Origin of the sequence: Falsibacillus albus, assembly GCF_003668575.1 — a bacterium.
Classification (GTDB): Bacteria; Bacillota; Bacilli; order Bacillales; family DSM-25281; genus Falsibacillus; species Falsibacillus albus.
Genome location: NZ_RCVZ01000016.1, coordinates 60,216 through 77,069, shown reverse-complemented (window position 1 = coordinate 77,069; position 16,854 = coordinate 60,216). Strand labels below are relative to the sequence as shown.

Annotated in this window: 22 protein-coding genes, 1 pseudogene and 1 riboswitch; of the genes and pseudogenes, 16 read left to right on the top strand and 7 right to left on the bottom strand. The window is 43.1% G+C overall.

Going from position 1 to position 16,854, the window contains the following annotated elements; genetic code table 11:
- Positions 1 to 18: 18 nt before the first annotated feature.
- From D9X91_RS18570 to D9X91_RS18560, 3 genes are all read right to left on the bottom strand, one after another.
- Positions 19 to 639, bottom strand: a complete 621-nt coding sequence (locus tag D9X91_RS18570) for a PadR family transcriptional regulator (RefSeq protein ID WP_121682143.1) — start codon at positions 637 to 639, stop codon at positions 19 to 21.
- Positions 640 to 717: 78 nt separating this feature from the next.
- Positions 718 to 2,250 carry an MDR family MFS transporter gene (locus tag D9X91_RS18565; RefSeq protein ID WP_121682166.1) on the bottom strand — a complete coding sequence of 511 codons (1,533 nt, stop codon included), beginning with the start codon at positions 2,248 to 2,250 and terminating at the stop codon, positions 718 to 720.
- A gap of 153 nt (positions 2,251 to 2,403) precedes the next feature.
- Positions 2,404 to 2,913 carry a DinB family protein gene (locus tag D9X91_RS18560; protein WP_121682142.1) on the bottom strand — a complete coding sequence of 170 codons (510 nt, stop codon included), beginning with the start codon at positions 2,911 to 2,913 and terminating at the stop codon, positions 2,404 to 2,406.
- A gap of 166 nt (positions 2,914 to 3,079) precedes the next feature.
- On the opposite strand from D9X91_RS18560, the gene D9X91_RS22615 reads away from it, so the two are divergent.
- The 5 genes and pseudogenes from D9X91_RS22615 to D9X91_RS18535 all read left to right on the top strand — a co-directional run bounded on the left by D9X91_RS22615 (position 3,080) and on the right by D9X91_RS18535 (position 6,212).
- Positions 3,080 to 3,256: a hypothetical protein gene (locus D9X91_RS22615; RefSeq protein ID WP_158598370.1), complete on the top strand. Its 177-nt coding sequence runs from the start codon at positions 3,080 to 3,082 to the stop codon at positions 3,254 to 3,256.
- 43 nt (positions 3,257 to 3,299) lie between these two features.
- A pseudogene (locus tag D9X91_RS18550) lies at positions 3,300 to 4,241 on the top strand (alpha/beta hydrolase).
- A 142-nt stretch (positions 4,242 to 4,383) separates the two neighbouring features.
- Positions 4,384 to 4,890, top strand: a complete 507-nt coding sequence (locus tag D9X91_RS18545; protein WP_121682140.1) for a DUF3189 family protein — start codon at positions 4,384 to 4,386, stop codon at positions 4,888 to 4,890.
- A 285-nt stretch (positions 4,891 to 5,175) separates the two neighbouring features.
- A complete protein-coding gene (locus D9X91_RS18540) occupies positions 5,176 to 5,346 on the top strand; it encodes a hypothetical protein (RefSeq protein ID WP_233569848.1) in 171 nt (56 codons plus the stop codon).
- Between the two features lie 119 nt (positions 5,347 to 5,465).
- The gene (locus D9X91_RS18535) at positions 5,466 to 6,212 is read left to right on the top strand and encodes a vWA domain-containing protein (protein WP_121682138.1); all 747 of its coding nucleotides are present in this window, start codon (positions 5,466 to 5,468) and stop codon (positions 6,210 to 6,212) included.
- A gap of 104 nt (positions 6,213 to 6,316) precedes the next feature.
- Here the strand turns inward: D9X91_RS18535 and D9X91_RS18530 are convergent, their stop codons facing one another.
- The gene (locus D9X91_RS18530; protein ID WP_121682137.1) at positions 6,317 to 6,898 is read right to left on the bottom strand and encodes a hypothetical protein; all 582 of its coding nucleotides are present in this window, start codon (positions 6,896 to 6,898) and stop codon (positions 6,317 to 6,319) included.
- 409 nt (positions 6,899 to 7,307) lie between these two features.
- The gene (locus D9X91_RS18525; protein ID WP_121682136.1) at positions 7,308 to 7,508 is read right to left on the bottom strand and encodes a cold-shock protein; all 201 of its coding nucleotides are present in this window, start codon (positions 7,506 to 7,508) and stop codon (positions 7,308 to 7,310) included.
- A gap of 234 nt (positions 7,509 to 7,742) precedes the next feature.
- Between D9X91_RS18525 and D9X91_RS22775 the strand changes: the two genes are divergently transcribed.
- On the top strand, positions 7,743 to 7,916 hold the full coding sequence (locus D9X91_RS22775) for a hypothetical protein (RefSeq protein WP_199738138.1): 174 nt from the start codon (positions 7,743 to 7,745) through the stop codon (positions 7,914 to 7,916).
- Positions 7,917 to 7,978: 62 nt separating this feature from the next.
- On the opposite strand, the gene D9X91_RS18515 is transcribed toward D9X91_RS22775, so the two are convergent.
- Positions 7,979 to 8,695: a DsbA family oxidoreductase gene (locus tag D9X91_RS18515; protein WP_233569847.1), complete on the bottom strand. Its 717-nt coding sequence runs from the start codon at positions 8,693 to 8,695 to the stop codon at positions 7,979 to 7,981.
- A 287-nt stretch (positions 8,696 to 8,982) separates the two neighbouring features.
- Here D9X91_RS18515 and D9X91_RS18510 point away from each other — a divergent pair, with 287 nt between their 5' ends.
- Together D9X91_RS18510 and D9X91_RS18505 are read left to right on the top strand one after the other, a co-directional pair.
- Positions 8,983 to 9,378 (top strand): sporulation protein, encoded by a 396-nt coding sequence (locus tag D9X91_RS18510; protein ID WP_158598369.1) that lies wholly within the window; start codon positions 8,983 to 8,985, stop codon positions 9,376 to 9,378.
- A 97-nt stretch (positions 9,379 to 9,475) separates the two neighbouring features.
- Positions 9,476 to 9,796, top strand: coding sequence for a YnfA family protein (locus D9X91_RS18505; protein WP_407644208.1), 321 nt, complete (start codon positions 9,476 to 9,478; stop codon positions 9,794 to 9,796).
- Positions 9,797 to 9,820: 24 nt separating this feature from the next.
- On the opposite strand, the gene D9X91_RS22610 is transcribed toward D9X91_RS18505, so the two are convergent.
- Positions 9,821 to 9,958: a hypothetical protein gene (locus D9X91_RS22610; RefSeq protein WP_158598368.1), complete on the bottom strand. Its 138-nt coding sequence runs from the start codon at positions 9,956 to 9,958 to the stop codon at positions 9,821 to 9,823.
- Positions 9,959 to 10,125: 167 nt separating this feature from the next.
- A riboswitch (TPP riboswitch) is annotated at positions 10,126 to 10,224 on the top strand.
- A gap of 155 nt (positions 10,225 to 10,379) precedes the next feature.
- Here D9X91_RS22610 and tenA point away from each other — a divergent pair.
- The 8 genes from tenA (at position 10,380) to thiS (ending at position 16,854) form a co-directional block, all read left to right on the top strand.
- The gene (tenA, locus tag D9X91_RS18500) at positions 10,380 to 11,072 is read left to right on the top strand and encodes a thiaminase II (protein WP_121682132.1); all 693 of its coding nucleotides are present in this window, start codon (positions 10,380 to 10,382) and stop codon (positions 11,070 to 11,072) included.
- Positions 11,072 to 11,653 (top strand): ECF transporter S component, encoded by a 582-nt coding sequence (locus tag D9X91_RS18495; RefSeq protein ID WP_121682131.1) that lies wholly within the window; start codon positions 11,072 to 11,074, stop codon positions 11,651 to 11,653. The genes tenA and D9X91_RS18495 overlap by 1 nt, the downstream gene beginning before the upstream one ends.
- A 13-nt stretch (positions 11,654 to 11,666) precedes the next feature.
- The gene (locus D9X91_RS18490) at positions 11,667 to 13,118 is read left to right on the top strand and encodes an ABC transporter ATP-binding protein (protein WP_121682130.1); all 1,452 of its coding nucleotides are present in this window, start codon (positions 11,667 to 11,669) and stop codon (positions 13,116 to 13,118) included.
- On the top strand, positions 13,115 to 13,912 hold the full coding sequence (locus tag D9X91_RS18485) for an energy-coupling factor transporter transmembrane component T family protein (RefSeq protein WP_121682129.1): 798 nt from the start codon (positions 13,115 to 13,117) through the stop codon (positions 13,910 to 13,912). The genes D9X91_RS18490 and D9X91_RS18485 overlap by 4 nt, the downstream gene beginning before the upstream one ends.
- 20 nt (positions 13,913 to 13,932) lie before the next feature.
- On the top strand, positions 13,933 to 14,700 hold the full coding sequence (locus D9X91_RS18480) for a thiazole synthase (RefSeq protein WP_121682128.1): 768 nt from the start codon (positions 13,933 to 13,935) through the stop codon (positions 14,698 to 14,700).
- A gap of 248 nt (positions 14,701 to 14,948) precedes the next feature.
- A complete protein-coding gene (thiH, locus tag D9X91_RS18475) occupies positions 14,949 to 16,052 on the top strand; it encodes a 2-iminoacetate synthase ThiH (RefSeq protein ID WP_121682127.1) in 1,104 nt (367 codons plus the stop codon).
- On the top strand, positions 16,037 to 16,651 hold the full coding sequence (locus tag D9X91_RS18470; RefSeq protein ID WP_233569846.1) for a thiamine phosphate synthase: 615 nt from the start codon (positions 16,037 to 16,039) through the stop codon (positions 16,649 to 16,651). The genes thiH and D9X91_RS18470 overlap by 16 nt, the downstream gene beginning before the upstream one ends.
- Positions 16,651 to 16,854, top strand: a complete 204-nt coding sequence (thiS, locus tag D9X91_RS18465) for a sulfur carrier protein ThiS (protein ID WP_121682126.1) — start codon at positions 16,651 to 16,653, stop codon at positions 16,852 to 16,854. Before D9X91_RS18470 ends, thiS begins: the two co-directional genes overlap by 1 nt.

The window sequence follows — 16,854 nt, the reverse complement described above, 5'->3', positions numbered from 1 at the left end:
GCGAGAAGGAGTTCGGCTTCAGCCTTTTTTGCCATTCGTATAATACAGATCATTGAAATCGATGGATGGGAGAGCATTGTCGATTAAATCCAAATCACCTGTTTTCTGCAGGTTCCCGTCCACTAAATCTTGTTCTATTCTTTTCAGCCATATGAGTTCTGTTTTTAATTGCATCATTACCCCAAGGATAATATACATTTTCGCACGGTCTTCTTTATCTTTTTTATGATGATAGACCAATTTCATCTTCTCGATATAATCTTCAGTGAACTCGATCTTTTTCTTTAATTTCTCTTTCATTTTTTCAGGTTCGCTGTAGTTGGCAAAGGATAATGCGGCATAGATGGGCTTTGCCAGCTGTTCCTTATGCCCCAGCTGCTTCAATAATTGCGATTGGAATTCCTCGACGCCTCTATCCGTGATGGCATAGATGGTTTTATCGGGGCGGTTCGTATCCTTGATCACCTTTGAGACTTCTATGAACCCATCGTCCTTCAGCTTTTCGAAAGCATAGTACAAGGAGCCTGGCGCCATCTTGATGTAATATTTCATTTGCCGATTTTTCACGATTTGCTGTACTTCGTACGGGTGTTTTTCTCCCTCCATCAGAAGACCCAGTACAGTCAATTTCATACTCATTGAACTCACCTATTCCATTGGTTTTAAAAGACAGGGGCGATTCTTAGAAAAAATGCCCCCTGTTGAAAGGATTGTATATTATGATTTTGCCATAGAGCTTTTATCTTGTGCAGGCTTTGCAGCTTCCAAGCGGGTATTCCCCATCAGGAATACGGTAATCAAAGCCAGTGCCAACGGAATTAGGGCAAGCAAAAATGTAATCGTAATGGAAGATGACATCGCATCGATGATTTTATTCAATACAAAATCAGGGATGTGCTTCCTTGTTTCAGGCTGGAAGATTTCTTGTGGATTTCCCATTTTAAAAGATTGGCTGCCACCTTGCATCCCCTTGAAGGCGTCGGTTAGTTTGTTCGTGAACACCTTCGATTGAATGGCCCCGAACACGGTAATCCCGATCGTCATGCCAAATGAACGGAAGAAAGCATTCGTGGAATTTGCCGACCCGCGAAATCTTGGGTCCAGCTTGTGCACTGTCGCATTCGGCAGCAATGAAAATGAGAAACCTACTCCAAAACCAGATAAAATCATAAATAAAGTCAATAGTACCCGGCTTGTGTCCGGTGTCATCGTCGCCAACAGGCTCATCCCCGCTATAAAAGCGATGATGGAAACCAACATGATATTGCGGTAGCTTGTCTTGGTCATGAAAATACCGGCAAATGCACTGCCTGCTACCGATCCCAGCATGAGTGGCGTTAAGATGAATCCGGCATTTGTCGCACTTCCTCCATATACAGCTTGAACAAATATCGGAATGAAAATGGTCAATATGATAAAGGAAGCACCGTAGAGAAAAGCCAATACCTGTGAAGCGGCAAAAAGACGCTTCTTGAACATCCAGAATGAAATAATCGGGCTTTCTGCAATTCGTTCCACGAAGAAAAAGGCAATAAAAAATACCCCGAAGGAAATGAAAAGTCCGATGATTTGCCAAGAATTCCAACCATATTCCTTGCCGCCCAATTCAAGGGCAAACATCAAACTGACGACCGCAACGACCAAGGTGATGGCGCCCCACCAATCGATTCGCTGCTTGTGCAATGCGGATGTTTCTTTATAGGATGACAAAATGAATGCAAGTGATAAAAGACCGATTGGTACATTCACATAGAAAATCCAGTGCCAGCTAAGATTATCTGTTAAATATGCTCCGATCAGCGGTCCGAAAACAGATGCGGAGCCAAAGACAGCCCCAAGCAATCCGGTGATTTTTCCTCGTTTTTCAGGAGGGAAGATATCAAATACGATCGTAAAGGCTATCGGCATCAAAGCCCCTCCGCCGATTCCTTGAAGGGCACGGTACAGGCTCAGCTGTGTGATATTTTGAGCAGTTCCGCATAGGGCGGAGCCGATCAGGAAAATCGCCAGCCCAAAAATATAAAATCGTTTCCTTCCATACATGTCCGAAAGCTTGCCGAATATCGGCATACCCGCCATGACTGCGACCATGTACGCGGAAGTGACCCAAACGAATTTATCCAGACCACCTAGGTCAGAAACAATTGATCCAAGCGCAGTCGCAACAATGGTATTGTCCATAGCAGACATCAAGATTCCAAGGAGAAGACCGGCAACAACCAACTTCACATTACTTTCTTTTTCAATCAAGTTCAACAGACTCCCTTCTTAACATGCGTCATAATAAAATGATGATTATTACTCTATTTATTATATTCCAATTTGAGTATATTACAATCTTCAATATGTTTAAAATGCATAATAAAAGAGGCCCTATTTTAGAAGGCCTCTTTCCCATTCGATTTAGTATGCCGGAGCTTCCATCCCCATCGTCGACCATTCTTCTTTTGAAGGGCCGTATACACCTGAAACCGGGAGTCCGGCCAAGCGCATCATGATCGTAAGCTGGCCTCGGTGATGGATTTCGTGCTTCAAATAAATATCAAGCGTCAATCCGTTTTTCCAATCAAACCCAAATAAATTGTTCACTTCCTCGAGTTTTTCATCGTTCCATTGTGTTTCAACCGCCTCAAGCATCGCATCCACTGTGGATTCGTATGCGTCCGCGATTTCTGCAGCAGTTGAAGGCGGAGCACTGTTTTCGGCTGGAGCATCAAATTTCAATCCGGTCATATGCAGCATGCCTTTTTCAAGATGAACGAGATGCCATGCAAGTTCTCCCAATGTACGATAGCCTGGGGCTGCTTCTTGACTAAGCGACTCATCCGTCAATGCCTTCAATAATTTTAAGGTTGATTGGGATTCATTTCGGTACTCTTCAATAAATGCTTCTACATTTTGATAAACAGCCATGTTTTCTCACTCCTAAAATCAATAGATTTATTTACAAGTTCATTATAAATAAAATACCCTGACAGAACCTGTCAGTGAAAATTCATTTTGTGTGATAAACTCCCGTTCAGGAAAATAATGTTATAATTAGTGAAGCAGTTTTTAACGAGAGAAGGGTGGGAAAGTGGTGGATTCTAAAGATCAACTATCGCGGTTAGAAGCAAAAATGGATGAAATCATAAAACGGCTGGACCATTTGGAAAAACAGAAGCAGAATGTCAGCATCTTTGCAGGTCAGAACATATGGGTGCTGGTTCCGGTAGCAGCAATCATCATGTGGGGGTTGCAAAGAATATTTGAGTGATTGTACTTACGGAAATAGACGAGAAGAACAATAAGGAGAATCTATGACTGCGTTATCTTATACTAGACTATTAAATCAAACATTGGAATTATACGAAAAGGAAGGCAGCTTGAAAGCCTACCGATTCATAACCGAAAATGCGGATGGAGTAAAAGGGAACCAAGCCCAGCTTTTCAATTTCAAATATGCTTTGGCAAGCGCATCCGGCCTGGAAGAAGAAGCGTTGAATATGATGAAGCAAGCCATTCATGAACATGGGTATTGGTATGGTTTCGAATATCTTGCGACAGATGAAGATTTAAAGCCGCTGCATAAATATGAGGAGTTCCAGCGTATGCTTCAATTGTGCAAACAGAGGGAGCAGGATGCAAAGCGGGAAGCCAAGCCGCAGTTAAAGGTGATCTCTGCACCGGGCAGCGAAGCAGCGTGCCCATTACTGATGGCACTGCATGGCGACCAGGAAAATATGGAAATGACGGAACCGAACTGGGATTTGACAGGACAAAGGAAAATGAAGCTTGCTCTTGTTCAGTCTTCCCATATTCAATTTTCAGATGGATACGAATGGGACGATGTCGAGCAGGGTGTAAAAGAAGCCGCGCTTCACTATAAACAATTAAAGAATATGACCAACATCGATGGAGGGACCATTATTGGTGGTTTTTCTGCAGGGGCACAGGTTGCTTTGAAAGCCATGCTTGATGAAGAATTAAAAGCTAAGGGCTTCGTGCTCGTTGCACCATGGCTTCCAGAATTGGAAGCATGGGCAGGGCAATTAAAGCTTTTAAAAGAAAAAGGCATAAAAGGATATATCATATGTGGGGACCAGGACTAGGATTGCTACGAGGGATCTAAGCTCCTTTCCGGGCTTTTGGAAGAGAACGGCGTGGATCATGTCTTTTTGGATGTATACGGCTTGGACCATGAGTATCCGGGAAATTTCAAACAAATGCTTGATGAGGCAATGAATTATATATTGGACTAAATTTTCAACAAAAGCTCGGTTTCCCCGGGCTTTTAATTTTTATAGACCATGAATCGTGGTACGATTTTGTCCCTCTAGGGAATGATTAACCCATTTATGTGGAAGAATATGTACGTTGTATCCTACATAAAGGAATGATTTCATGATTTATATCTATAATGACTTCGGCGGCACACATACAACGTCCCTTGCGGCAGCCTACCATTTAAACAAACTCCCCAAGGATGGAAAGCTGACAAAGGAAGAAATCCTCCATACACCCTATTTCAATAAGCTGCAACCAAAGGATGCAGGACGGATCATCTTTCACGGGGAAGATGAGGATGGAAATCCCGTATATACGATTGGAAGAAGGCGCGATAAATTGCTTGTACCTGCGTTAAAGGATTATAGTCTTTTAATGATGGATCGTTTCAATGCAAGGGAGAAGATAGTCTTTTCCAATACGTCGCCAACCGTTCCTTTGCCGATGACATTGGGTGGTTTGTTCTCAAGGGAACTCAAGCTTGATTTCATCGGGGTGCCATTGCTGGTGATGGGAGCAAAGCAATGCTGCCATGATGTCCTTCGACTTGTGGAGCATACAAAGGAGATGGGCAGGACGACAAAGAATAGGATCACAATCCTGGAAAATAAGGAATTTAAATAGCATCCAGTATTAGGGATTTTGTTGAATATTGCCACTGATGTAGACTGGGCTTATAATTAAAGTAGAATTTTTTCGCAAAGGTTGTTGTTTTTTAAAGTTATTTTTGTGAATCTCCATCATTTGATGTTGATTGTAGCGGAAGGGCGAGACTGCCGAGGGCTCACCGTCCCTCTGAAAGCGAGCATGCTTCCGTGGAAATTAACTTTGCACAACGTATGTTGAAGAACAACAAACTTTACAAAAGAAGTTTAAATGAAAAGGTATCTACTAAAGGAGCGCAAACCGATGGCGGAAAAGAAAAAGGTTAGCCTAGCAGAAGCAATGAAGCAGAAGCTTGCCGAGAAAAAGGGACAGGCCCAGGCAAAACATGACAACGGATTGGTGAAAAAAACACAGCCGATGAAATCCCAGATGACGAAAAAGCCGAGCAATACAAGAAGAAAAATGGGCGTGTAAAAGCTAAAACACCTCTCAGATTACAAAAAAATGTAATCCGAGTGGTGTTTTTTATTACTATCATGGGTAAAAGTGTCTAGATGGAGATGTCTGGAAGAGTGAAAAAAGGAGGGATACAGTTGGGAACGATTGATTTACAAAAGAGAAGTGTCAAGATTATTTTGGAGAAAAAGGAACTTACGAAGGTAACGGCGCGTGTCGGTCTCGTTCTTGATATAACAGGATCGATGAGGAAGCTGTATAAGAATGGCACTGTTCAGAAGGTGGTTGAAAGAATTCTGGCCGTTGCTGATCAATTCGATGACGATGGTGAGCTGGACGTTTGGGTATATGACCATGAATTTTCAAGATTAAAGCCCGTAACGGAAAAGGACTTTGATGGATATGTGAATCGTGAAATCCTCGAGGATGACCGTATACATAAGTTCGGCAGAAATGATGAGCCCCCTGTCATGAAGGATGTTTTAAGGAAATATGTATCTGAAGACCCCAGCCATCATCCTGCTTATATTGTGTTTATCAATGATGGCGGATGCAAAAAGACGATAAAACCAATCATTGAGGCATCTGCAGATAAGCCAGTATACTGGCAATTCGTTGGAGTGGGCGACGGCAATTTCGAATTTCTCCAAAAACTAGACAACCAAGGGAGATTCACAAACAATGCCCACTTCTTACATATCGAGGAGATTGATAAGATTTCAGATGATGAACTGTACGACCGGCTGCTGAACGAATTCCCCAAGTGGCTCAAGGAAGCAAAACAAAAAGGGGTATTGATCGAAAAGCCGCTCGAGGACATAGCAGCGGCAAAAGAAAAACCGAAAAAGAAAGGGTTTTGGGCAAGGTTGTTTGGCAGGTTGTAATTTCCTGCCGATCTTCAAATTTTACTAATGTGATTCCTGGTTAAAATCGATGTGAACAAAATAAAGAAAACTGTGTGAAATGACCCTCACACAGTTTCTTTGTTTTATCTTTTTTTATCATAGCCATCAATGTAATGTTTGATATAGCCTGGAACGGACTTATTGCGAATGTCCTCATAAGTCTGCCTTAAATGGTTGATGATGACTTTCTCCATATTGTTGATGACTTCCAGGTAAGTCTTTTCCGCTTCCACATTGCATTCTTTAGAAGCCAGCGTTAATTTGCCAATGGAGATGAGCTTTTGGTCTCTTTCCTCAGCAAATTTTTTGATGAGCTCCTGTGCCAACACTGCAATGTCCTTGTGCCTTAAAGGCAAGGATTTTTTAATTGTCTGGACTTCAACATTTTCGCATACCTCGAAACATTTATCCTCGATGAAATCAATATGCTCAACAGCATCTTTGAGTGTTTCGAATATGACATTTTTACAATAGTTCACGGCTTTATTGAAAGAGCGCTCTACCTCTCCGGATGCATGTAATCCATTGGCTGCTTCCATGGCAATCAAACGATGATGCCGCTGCCGTTCCTTTTCGATATCCTGATTCAAATGGCTGCAATAATAAGCCAAGTCTTTATGGCCGTGAGGCAATTGGTCTAATAAATTATGAATGCGTTGTTCCATGAATGATCCCCTCCAAAAGTCTTTGTATACCTTTATTATAAGGGGAGGAATTTCCCGCTTCATTGGAATACGATTAGAATTTGTATGTTTGACGTAATTTTATTGGGAATTAAGGAAAAGAGAGGAATGGAAAAGCGTATTGTAAATAGGTTTGTCGAAATAATATAATTACAGGAATATTTTTAAAGGAAATTTGTCTAAAATTGTGATATAATGAACTAAACCATTTGCTTTACAGTTCATAGATCCCTGCTCGTTCGTTGAGCAGGGTTTTTTCGTATGTAGATATATGGCCGGATAATTGCCCGTTTTCCGCTTTGCCTTCCCTGTTTATATTCCTCTTCAACTGAAGAACAAAAAACAGCCCTTCACAAAAAGTGAAGGGCTGTTTATAAGGGTAAATCATAAATTATGCTTTAACAACGTTAGCTGCTTGTGGTCCACGAGCACCTTGTTCTACGTCGAAAGTTACTTCTTGACCTTCGTCAAGAGTTTTGAAACCTTCGCCTTGGATAGCTGAGAAGTGAACGAATACGTCTTCTCCACCTTCGCGCTCGATGAATCCGAAACCTTTTTCTGCGTTAAACCATTTTACTTTACCGTTTTCCATTATTGTTGCCTCCTAGTGTGCAGTACACACAATGTATTACTATTCTTGCTCTCAACGATATCCAGGCGAAAAACTTTTGACCCTTGTATACCGAACAAAAATAATTCTCCTATAGAATAACAGAAACCGAATCATTAGGCAAGCCACCGAATCAATCAGCGGATGAAATTATAGGAAGAAATGAACGGAGGCTATCCGATCAATGATATAATAAAGGAGAAAGGAAGTGTTCGTTTGAAAAATTCAAACAACCGATTTAAGCAAGGTGACCTTGTTCATATAAAACAGACCGGTGAACAAGTCACTGTTCTAAAGTGGCAATACGTGAAGCATATGAAAACTTACTCTTATATTGTAGCCGAACATCCAAAGACATTTTATTTTGAAAAGGAATTTCAAAAGATATAAAAGATTGATTCATCACCGAAAGAGCTGTCCAGGACAGCTCTTATTTTATATGGGGATTTCTCCTAAATTTCGCATCCATCATCGCTGCAGCCGTTGGATGGAACCGTGGTTTGACCGTTCAACAGTTGTGGTTTTTCTTGAATGTCTTCCGCTTTTACTTTTTCTAATACTTCAAGGAAAACTTCCCTTGACTGTGCACCAGATACGGCATATTTTTGATTGAAAACAAAAAATGGAACGCCTGTCACCCCGATTTTGGAAGCTAATTCCTGGTCCGTACGGACATCGGAACTGAAATCTTCTGACTGCAGCACTTCTTCAGCAGCCTTTCCATCGATGCCGATACTTTCGGCGAGCTTGATGAGCGTTTCGTGGTCGCCGATATTGAGGGAATCAGTAAAGTATGCCTTGAGAAGGGCTTCCTTCATTTGATCCATCTTACCTTGGGTTGCGGCAAAATGAAGGACGCGATGGGCATCAAATGTATTCGTAGGAATCAATGTATCAAAATGAAAATCGAGTCCTTCATCTTTGGCTTGTTGAGTAATTTGACTGTTCATCATTTTAGCTTTTTCAAGAGTCATTCCATATTTTTCTGCCAAAATGGTATGAATGTCTTTATCGGTTTGCAAAGGTGCGTTTGAATTCAATTGGAAACTTCGAAAAATGATATCTACTTGATCCTTTGCTGTGAATTTTTCCAGAGCTGCTTCAAATCTTCGTTTTCCGATGAAGCAAAACGGACAGGCAATATCCGACCATATTTCAACTCTCATCATGATCACTCCTCCAGTTGCATTTACCCTTAAGTATAATGTTCATGAAACATACATGCCAGAAGGATGATTTTTCTGGCAGAAAAGTGTGAAAAAACGCGTCTTTAAATGAAAAATTTTTATCTAGATATTCCCAAAAAATTTTACAAATTATTTATCGAAAAGTACTTGTAATTTTACCGTAAAAGTTGCATTATTTTATTTGTGACTTGAGCAAATTAAATTTTTGGTATGAACCTTTATTTAATAGGTGCTACTTTTCATTAATTCTTTGACATAAGGTGATGGAAATGCTATTTCAACAACGCTTATTAAAAAGCAAAATTGGCATGCCAAAGGCTTGGCTGCATTTAGATAATCATGTATATGCAAACGGCGGCTGCATCAATGGACAAATCGAGGTTAAGGGTGGACGCGCAAAAAATAAAATCAAGCGCTACGATATTGATTTGATTACAGTGGACCATAAGAAAAAAGAGGAGACGATCAATAGTCGATCTGTTTTTTGTTCACATGATTGTTCCCCGGATAAAACAGGAACATTTTCGTTTGTGCTGAACATTCCTGAAAACATCGAGGAAAAAGCATCGGATCATAAGAAGTTTTGTGTAATGATTCGGGTTGTGATGGAAAATGCCCAAAGCATCATCCAAAAATATCCGATTATCATCAAACCATTTTTATAAGTAGATTACTAGTTGTATAGGAATCGTCTGTGATTTTGCTTGGACACTGAATCCAAGCTTTTTATTTTGTCTTTATTTTGTGATTGGAGTGTTGGTGATGACATTCACACTGTTTATTCTCGCAGGTTTGGCAGAAATCGGCGGCGGCTACATGGTTTGGTTATGGCTCAGGGAAGGCCATCCGATTTGGTATGGCATAATCGGAAGCCTTATCTTGGTTCTATACGGCATCATTCCAACTTTTCAAAGCTTCCCGACCTTTGGGAGGGTGTACGCAGCGTACGGTGGGGTATTTATCATCCTCTCTGTATTGTGGGGATGGGGAATCGATAAAAAGACACCAGACCTTTATGATTGGCTCGGTGCCTTGATTTGTCTAGCGGGGGTATCCGTCATGCTTTGGGGGCCGAGGGGATAGATCTGCTTGCTGCAGGCCCTCCTTTTATTTCTTTTCTTCCGGTTTATTTGTCTGTTCCAGGATTGCATTATTCTTTGAGATGATGATGGCACTGTAAATGGTGGTCATGATGGTTCCGATGATGGTCATCATGAGAAGCACTACAAATTTGTTGTCGGACATACTGATTTTCCTCCTATTCAAAAACACTTATTTTTTTAGGATGAACAATTCGGGGGAAAATATGAGGAATCGAGTAAATATCGGGTAAGGGCAAAAAATGACGTTTTTTCTTACTTGTCATTCTCATGTGTTTCCTGTAAGATGGGTCATGTAAAATTTCATACGTAATTTTCCACTAGGGGTGCGAAAGCTGAGAGAGGCGTTAGCCTTGACCCTTGGAACCTGATCTAGTTTGTACTAGCGTAGGGAAGTGGTTGTGGTCCGCTATTGATTTCACGTTTCATCGGATTTTTAGCGATCAGCATTTTAATTCTGACGACGACAACCGTTTCTGCCTATGCAGGAACGGTTTTTTTGTTATATTGTGCAGCGGCTCAATCAGGGATGGAAAAAAGCGTTGATCTACAAGGAGGAGAATGGAATGACATTTACACAAGAATGCCGGCGGGAAGCCAACGAGGTATGGGAAGCGAGCTTTCATCATCCGTTTGTGAAGGAGCTTGGCGATGGAGGGTTGAGTCTTGATCGATTTCGCTATTATGTCATGCAGGATGCGTATTATTTAAGACATTTTGCCAAGGTTCAAGCATTTGGAGCAGCAAAAGCGCCTGATTTGCATACGACAAGCAGGCTGGCAGTCCATGCGCAAGGCACAGCCGAAGCAGAGCTGAGTCTGCACGAGAAATTTTCTGCATTGCTTGGAATCACAGCGGAAGAGAAAGAAGCATTCCAGCCTGCTCCGACTGCTTATGCCTATACATCTCATATGTATCGTGCTGCATGTCTTGGCGGGCTTGGTGAAATCATCGCAGCACTGTTACCTTGCTACTGGCTTTATTATGAGATCGGCGAAAGATTGAAGGATTGTCGTCCCGAAGAGCCGATCTATCAAGAGTGGATCGGAACTTACGGCGGCGAATGGTTCCGTGCGTTAGTGGAAGAACAGATAGAAAGACTGGATGAGATTGCTGAAAAGAGTACGGAACAGCAGAGACAACAAATGAAAGAGTTGTTCATGATCAGCAGCCAGTATGAGTTGAGATTTTGGGAAATGGCATATCGGCATGAAAACTGGTCAGATCTATCTGAATCCATGTTGAAGGAGGAATTGTAATGTCCAATCGACTTCGATTGACGGATATTTTAGTAACGGTAGTGGTTTCGATCGTCTTTGGTTTAATCTACAAAGTCTGGGGCCCGCTCTATAGCATGGTTGGCACGCTGGGGCTGCACATCGATCAGCTTATATATGGAATGTGGTTCATGGCAGGTACGGTGGCCTATCTGCTCATCCGAAAACCGGGGCTGGCGCTGTTGGCAGAAATCGCGGCTGCAAGCGGTGAATTCCTGACAGGGTCGCAATGGGGATTGGAAGTGTTGATTTATGGTGTCATCCAAGGCTTGCTCGCAGAGCTTGTCTTCATGATGTTCCGCTATAAAAGGTACGATATTCTGGTCGTGTCACTTGCATCAATCGGTTCGGCCATCGCCTCCATTTTCATGGATATGTACAAAGGATATATCGGCGATTTGGCGACGTGGAATTTGATCCTTTACTTGGCTGCCCGTCTGATCGGTTCCGTCTTAATATCCGGTGTCTTTGCCTACTATGTGGTGAAAGCACTTGAGAAGACAGGGGTTACCAATATGCTCCGTCCGATTTCAAAGAGCGACTATGACATGCTGGATCAATAATGAGGTGTTTTGAATGAGTTCAATGGGAGAATTGAAGAAGCTTCGGCTGAAATTCCCAGGGGATGAGAAGTTATTATTTAAAGATCTGGACCTTTCTTTTCAACAAGGGGAAAAGGTGTTGATCATCGGACCATCCGGATGCGGAAAGTCCACCTTGCTTCAGGTGCTTTCGGGCATCGTTCCCGAATTTCATGAAATGCCGATGAAGGCGGAGAAGGTAAAGTGCCCCGAATCATGGGGATATATCTTCCAAGATCCGGATGCTCAATTTTGTATGCCTTATGTGGATGAAGAATTGGCATTTGTCCTCGAAAACCTTCAAGTTCCCCGGGAACAGATGGAGGCTCGCATCCTTGAACTTTTAAGGATGGTCGGATTAAATCTGGAAGATTCACACACGGAAATCCAAACGCTGTCTGGGGGAATGAAGCAGAGGCTTGCCATAGCTTCTGCACTTGCCCTTGAGCCGGATGTCCTGTTTTTGGACGAACCGACGGCAATGCTGGACCCGGAAGGAACAGAAAGCATCTGGGAGACCATCAAGAGTGTTGGAGGGGACAAAACCTTGGTGATTGTCGAGCATAAGCTTGATCATGTGCTGGATATCGTCGATAGGATTGTCATGTTTGATGAAAATGGCCACATCCAAGCCGATGGAGAACCAGAGATCATTCTTTCCCGTTATCAAACAGAATTGACGGAACAAGGTATATGGCATCCGGAAGCCTGGGAGGACTATTTAAACAATCGATCTATGGAGACAACGGAACCGATGGAAGAAGAAATTCTTGAACTGAGGGAATTCCGGGGATTCCATGGGAGAAAAGAAGGTGTCTATATTGAAGAAGCACATATCAAAAAAGGTGAATGGATCGGGATCGTGGGCAGAAATGGAGCAGGGAAAAGCACGCTTCTCCACAGCTTGATGAGGTTGATTCCTACATCGGGACATTACTGGATAAAAGGAAGAAAAGCATCTGGAATCAAACGGCTGGCTGATGAAGTAACCTTTGTCTTTCAAAATCCGGAATATCAGTTTGTCAGCCATTCCGTCTATGAAGAGATTGCGTATACCTTACGAGTTGGTGGCAAAGAACCTGCATACATCGATCAGAAGGTTGAAGAGATGCTGAAGATGTTTCATCTATCTGAGGTGCGGATGCAGCATCCTTATCAGCTGTCCATGGGACAGAAAAGAAGATTGAGTGTCGCTGCGGCGGTCGTCGATGAGCCGAGCATCATGTTATTGGATGAACCGACTTTTGGACAGGATGCACGGAATACCTTTGCCATCCTTGAGATGATCGACTATTGGCGCAAACGAGGGACAACGATTTTGATGGTGACACACTCTCCGGAAATCGTGGACCATTTTGTCACAAGGGTCTGGGAAATTGAAAAGGGCCAATTGATCAGGGATGAGATCAAACATGAAAAAGGGAAGGAAAAGGTGGTGGTTGGATGAATCGGACGTTTGACTTTAAGGAAACATGGCTCCATAAAGTAAATCCGAGCGTGAAGCTCATTTGGCTGGTTGCGTTGTTTATAGCGGTGCTTTTCATTCAAAATCCGAGCTTCCTGTTAAATTTCACGTTTATGCTTACGGTTCTTCTGTTTTGCTTTTCCGGCCATCCCGCTAAGCGGATTTGGTGGATTACCTTTCCTTTTCTGTTGATTTCATTTTCGACGGCCACTTCGATGATTTTTTTTGGTAAAGGTGAGGAGCTGTGGTTTCATTGGGGATTGATCAGCATCACTAAGGAAAGCTTTTATAGAGGTTTTCATATTGGATTGCGGGCCTTTACCTTTTCGGTGCTGGGACTGCTTTTCAGTTTGACGACAAGGCCGGTCTTCTTATTTTATTCATTGATGCAGCAGCTAAAACTAAAACCGAAATATGCATACAGCTTCATGGCAGGCATCCGCTTGATCCCAATCATGATCTCAGAATTTCAAATCATCCGCTCTGCCTTGAAGGTGCGGGGCGTACAAAAAAAGTCAGGATTGAAAGGATTCTACCAAACAATCAAAACGTATTCCGTCTCCCTGCTATCCCAGAGCATTCGCCGTGCGCACCGTATTGCCATCGCCATGGAAGCGAAGCGATTTTCGGCAGTGCAACAACGAACATATTATTATGAAACGACCTTTTCCAAATTCGATATTTTATTTGTTTTAAGCTTTCTCATCATCCTGCCGATCGCCTACGAGATTGGTATGCATCTTCCTTACTTCCCGGTCACGGATGTAAGGGGCTAAAAAGAAAGGGGAAAATGAAAATGAATGATCAATTGCACATTGGCGGCAAAGCGTTCGAAAGCAGACTTTTTGTTGGTACTGGCAAATTTGCCGATCATAAACAGATGAAAGAGGCAATCGAGCAATCCCGCTCAGAGGTGGTTACGGTCGCATTGAGGCGGGTGGACATAAGAAAACCTGACGAACATATTCTGAATGACATTCCTCAGGATGTGACGCTAATGCCGAATACATCCGGTGCACGGAGCGCCGAAGAAGCAATTCGCATCGCAAGGCTTGCAAAAGCAAGCGGGATGGGAAATTGGATCAAGATCGAAGTCATTTCAGATCAAAAATATTTGCTGCCTGATAATGAAGAAACGACAAGGGCAACGGAAGTATTGGCAAAAGAAGGTTTTGTCGTCCTCCCATATATGAGCCCTGATTTGATGGCAGCGAAACGGATGCAGGAAGCCGGGGCAGCGGCGATCATGCCATTGGGTGCTCCGATCGGTTCGAACCGAGGCATCAGAATGAAGGAAATGATTCAAATCATGATTGATGAAATGGAGCTTCCCATTATCGTGGATGCAGGGATCGGCAAGCCATCGGAAGCCGCTGAAGCAATGGAAATGGGAGCCTCTGCTGTACTCGTCAATACGGCCATTGCCACGGCAGATAATCCAGTCGAGATGGCCAAGGCGTTTGATTTGGCTGTCAAAGCAGGAAGGCTGGCATACCTATCCGGTCTCGGGCCGACCAGTATGAGGGCGAATGCTTCGTCTCCATTAACCGGATTTTTAAAATAGGCATTTCTCAAAGATTGCTGTTTATTACCCGTTCCAGGCTGTTGAATTGATCGGTTATGGTGTCAGCCCTCGGGAAACGGGAGCAGGTCAAACAGATGGTGCTCACCGCCCGCCAAGAAGAAAGTGAGCATCGTGAGGAGGTAACCGATCAAATTCAATTTTTGATTAGTCGTAAGTAAATGTTCGAAAGAGCCTTAAAATAAACTGCATTAATCACGAGCACAACATATAAATGAAAGGATGATTAGATGAGCTTCTATGAGGAATTTGAGAAAATTAAAGCCGAGCCATTCACGGAGATATTTTCTGAAGTCACCCCACAGGATGTAGAGAAAGTGCTGATGAAGGGCCGGATTTCTGAAAGCGATTACCTCGTGCTGTTATCGCCTGCCGCTGAAGGCTTTTTAGAAGAGATGGCTCAGAAAGCACATCAGCTGACGATTAAGCAGTTCGGGAAAACGATGCAGCTCTTCCTTCCGTTGTACCTGTCCGATTACTGTGTCAATACGTGTACATATTGCAGCTTCAGCATCGATAATGTATTCCCAAGGAAGCGGTTGACGATGGAAGAAATCGAAGTGGAAGCCAAGGCGATTGCTGAAATGGGGATTGAACATATCATTCTTTTGACGGGTGAGTCCCGTATCCATTCTTCTGCTGAATATTTGGCAGAAAGCATGTCTATTTTGAAGAAGTATTTCTCATCCGTCGGAATCGAAGTGCAGCCAATGGATCAAGCGGAATATGAGACGCTGGTCCAGAGCGGGATCGATAGTTTGACAGTTTACCAGGAAGTGTACAACGAAGCGATTTACCGTGAAATCCATACAAAAGGACCGAAAAGAGACTTTCGCTATCGTCTGGATACTCCTGAAAGAGGCTGCAGGGCGGGGATGCGTTCGGTCAACATCGGAGCCTTGCTTGGGCTTGATGAATGGAGAAAGGAATGCTTTATTACAGGGCTTCATGCTGAATATCTACAGAAAAAGTATATGGAAACCGAAATAGGGGTTTCGTTTCCGCGGATTCGCCCAAATGCTGGAAGCTTTGAACCTGCATTCGATGTAACCGACAAAAATTTAGTCCAAGCGATGTTGGCGATGCGGATTTTCCTGCCGAGGACAGGAATCACGATTTCAACCCGTGAAACGGAAGAGCTTCGCAATCAATTGATTCCATTGGGAGTGACGAAAATGTCGGCAGCGTCATCCACAGAAGTGGGTGGATATACAAAGCCGAAAGAGACTCAAAGCCAGTTTGAGATTTCCGATGAACGTTCGGTTGAGGAAATCAGGAACCTGCTGCGATTCAAGGGATACCAGCCGGTGATGAAGGATTGGCAAATTCTTTGAGCAGGTTTGAAATCCATGCCATTTCAAATGGCAAACTTCCAATGACTCAATTTATTCAAAAAGCATCCATGATTGAACCACATGTGGATTATATTCATCTTAGGGAAAAACAGCTTTCTGCCAAGGAGTTGATGGAGGCGGCCAATGGACTGAAAACAATAGGGATTCCTTTTTCCAAAATCACCATCAATGACCGGGTAGATGTGGCGCAGGCGATGGGTGCGGAGGGCGTGCAGCTTGCGAATCATAGCCTGGGTGCAGATCTTGTGAAAAGGATATTTCCCGCTCTGCGTGTAGGACGGTCTGTTCATTCTGTTGATGAAGCGGTGGAAGCGGAATATGCAGGGGCAGACTATGTTCTTTTCGGCCATGTTTTTCCCTCCAATTCTAAAAGGGATCTTCCGGCAAGAGGATTACCGGCTTTGGAAAAGGTGGTTCATAGCTTAAAGATCCCGGTCATAGCAATCGGAGGAATCAACCCAAGTAATATAGCAGAAGTAAAAAAAACAGGTGCAAGGGGCGCTGCCGTCATGTCTGGCTTTTGGGATTCTGATGATATTGAAGCAGTGGCTTGTGCTTATAGAAAAGGGGCTATGTAATGAAGATTCATGTGAATGGGGAAGCGGCCCATATTCCGAGCGGAGTCGAAAGCATCGTTCAGCTGCTTGAATATTATCAGCTCGATCCGAAAATGGTCATCGTTGAAAGGAACAGGGCCATCCTTGAAAAAGAATTGTATGATGAGACTATGTTAGAAGAAGGAGATTCACTCGAATTGGTTCATTTTGTGAGCGGGGGATGA